Here is a 2,803-nt window from a genome sequence, read left to right as displayed (position 1 = left end):
CGCGGCCTGGTCGGCCACGGCACCAAGCTGACCGACCTCTTCCTGCAGATCCGGCTCGGCGGCGACCTCGCCCTGTTCCGCGCCCTCAACCAGCTTCACCAGAGGCTGTCCGGCTTGTCGAGCAGCCCGCGCACCACGTCGAACCAGCGGCCGCCGCCGTCCGGGTAGGCGTAGCTCTTGACCCCGGCCCGGCTCAGCCGGTCGGTGAAGGCCTCCTTCAGCAGTTCGCGCCAGACGGCGTTGAAGTAGGCGGCCGGTGCCGAGTCGGCGCCCTGGGTGAAGTCCCAGCCGCGCAGCAGGTCCTGGGCCGGTCCGGCCTGGGCGCCGACCTGGACCCGGAGCAGGTGCGGCACCAGGGTGGCGGCGTTGCCGTTCCAGGTGTCCTGGGTGATCCGCTCCATCGCCGCGACGTCCAGCTTGCCGGCCTGCTCGATCAGTTCGGTGATCCGCCGGCTGCGGTAGCCGGTGCCCCAGTCGCTGCCGATCAGGTGCGGGTAGCCCGGGCCGACGACCGCGTTGTTGGCGGTGACGATGTAGCCCTCCGGCGGGTTGAAGCTGGTGGGCAGCTGGTCGAAGGGCAGGTAGCCGGTCCAGTCGTAGGCGCCGGTCCAGCCCGGGACGGGGCGGCGGCTGTCGCCGGCCTTGCGGACGGGGATGCGGCCCGGCGTCTGGTAGCCGATGTTGCCGGCCGTGTCCGCGTAGATCATGTTCTGCACCGGGGAGGCGAAGACCGCGGCGGCGGCACGGAACTCGTTCCAGTCCTTGGCCCGGTCCAGGGCGAAGAGGGCGTCCACGGTGGGGGCGGGGTCGAGCGCGGTCCACTGCATCGCCACCGCGTAGCCGTCGTGTTCGCCGTGCGGCGGGACGTCCGGCACCCGGCCGCGGTCGGCCACCTCGCCGGCGGACTTGAGCACGTCCGAGATCAGCGGGCCGTGCAGGGTCGACCGGACGGTCAGGTCGACCGGACGGCCGCCCGCCACCTTGATCTTCTCCTGGCGGACGGTCAGCGGCAGCCGGCTCCCCTCGTGCTCGTAGCCGTCGCCGTCGACCCGCTCCACGAACAGGTCGGAGTCGGCGGCGCCGAGGTCGGTGAAGCCCCAGGCGATGTCGGCGTTGTGGCCGATCACCACGCCCGGCATGCCGGCGAAGGTGAAGCCGCTGACGTCGAAGGCGCAGTCCGGGCCGGTCCGGGTGCAGTGCAGGCCGACCTGGTACCAGATGCCCGGCAGCGAGGGGGTCAGGTGCGGGTCGTTCTCCAGCAGCGGCTTGCCGGTGGTGGTGCGGCTGCCGGCCACCACCCAGGAGTTGGAACCGATGCCGGTGCCCTGCGGGCCGAGGACGGCGGCCAGGACGGTGCGCACCGCGGCGCTGTCGGCCAGCGCGGCCGAGGCGGCGGCGGGGACGGCGGGCGTGGTGGGCGCGGGCGGCGCGGCAGGTGCGGACGGGGTGGCGGCCGCCGGCTGGGTGGCGGCCGCCCGGTCCGGGACGATCGGCGCCCAGCGCTGGTAGTCGTAGCCGGGGAAGAGGTCGTCGGACGCCCCGTCCGGCAGGTCGGCGGGCAGCATGGCGTGCTGGAACTGGTCGATCATGCCGGTGTTGAGGTTCCAGGCCATGGTCTTCAGCCAGGAGACCGAGTCGGCCGGGGTCCACGGCTCGGGGCGGTAGTCGTCGGCGACGAAGCCGAGCACCGGGTACTCCACGGACAGCTCGGCGCCCTCGTGCCGGCCGAGGTAGGCGTTGACGCCGTCGGAGAAGGCCCGCAGGTACGCCTGGCTCTGCGGCGACAGCATCGTCACCTCCTGCTCGGCCACCCGGTACCAGCCGAAGGTGCGGGCCACCTTGTCGGTCTGCACCTCGCCCGGGCCGAACATCTCGGCGAGCCGGCCGGCGGTGACGTGCCGTTGCACGTCCATCTGCCAGAACCGGTCCTGCGCCTGGGCGTAGCCCTCGGCGAGGAAGAGGTCGTGCGCGTTGTCGGCGTAGATCTGCGGGATGCCGGAGGCGTCCCGGACGATCCGGGCCTCGCCGTGCAGCCCCGGCACGGTGGTGGTGCCGGACAGCTGCGGCAGCGAGCGCTGGACCGTCCAGTACGCGTAGCCGGCCAGGCTGCCGACGGCCAGCAGGACCAGGGCGGTGAGGACGATCGCGGTGCGCTTGAGGATCCGCAGCACGCGTCGGCGCCGGGGGCGCGCAGCAGGTCCGGAGGCGTCGGCGGCGAGCGTGCCGGGCGTCTCGGGCGTACCGGGTGTGCCGGGTGTAGCGGGCGTGCCGGGGTCCGGCGCGTCCGGCCCGGTCTCCGGTGCGGGTTCGGCGGGCGGACGCGGATCGTCCGGCGGGGCGGTGTCGGTCTGGACTGTCACGGGGCGGTGCTTCCTTGTCTCGACGGGATTCCGGCATGGCAAGTACCGCCGTGCGCACGCGGGCAGGCGCGGGCGCACGGCGGCGGCGGTGAGCGAGGGGGTGAGCGAAGGGGGAGACGCGCAGGGGAAGGGGCGCGAGGAGAGGAGGCGCAGGGAGGTCCGTACGGAGGTACGGGGGCCGCCTCAGCGGGCCAGGCGCGTCGGTCCGTCGGCCCAGAGGCCGGGTGCGGCCGCGCGCGGCGCGGGCACGGTGGCGGGCATCGTCCCCACCAGGGCCAGGTGCGGGCGCCCGGGCGCCGCTTCCGCGGGGTGGGTCGACGGTGTGTCATGGCCCGCCGCCGGGTAACCCGGCGGCACGGCGCCGGCCCGGCCGGCGCGGGCGGGGGGGGCGCGGTCGAGCGCGATAGGAAGAGCGGCGGGTGGGGGTAGGGTGTAACACGACA

At 74.5% G+C, this 2,803-nt stretch carries 1 protein-coding gene; it reads right to left on the bottom strand.

The annotated features are described in order from the left end of the window. Nucleotides 1–95: 95 nt before the first annotated feature. Nucleotides 96–2,360, bottom strand: a complete 2,265-nt coding sequence (locus ABZ885_RS38745; protein ID WP_360199539.1) for a penicillin acylase family protein — start codon at nt 2,358–2,360, stop codon at nt 96–98. Nucleotides 2,361–2,803: the final 443 nt, after the last annotated feature.

The sequence above is a fragment of the Kitasatospora sp. NPDC047058 genome (genome assembly GCF_040643935.1).
Classification (GTDB): Bacteria; Actinomycetota; Actinomycetes; order Streptomycetales; family Streptomycetaceae; genus Kitasatospora.
This window is presented reverse-complemented; position numbering and strand designations above follow the sequence as displayed.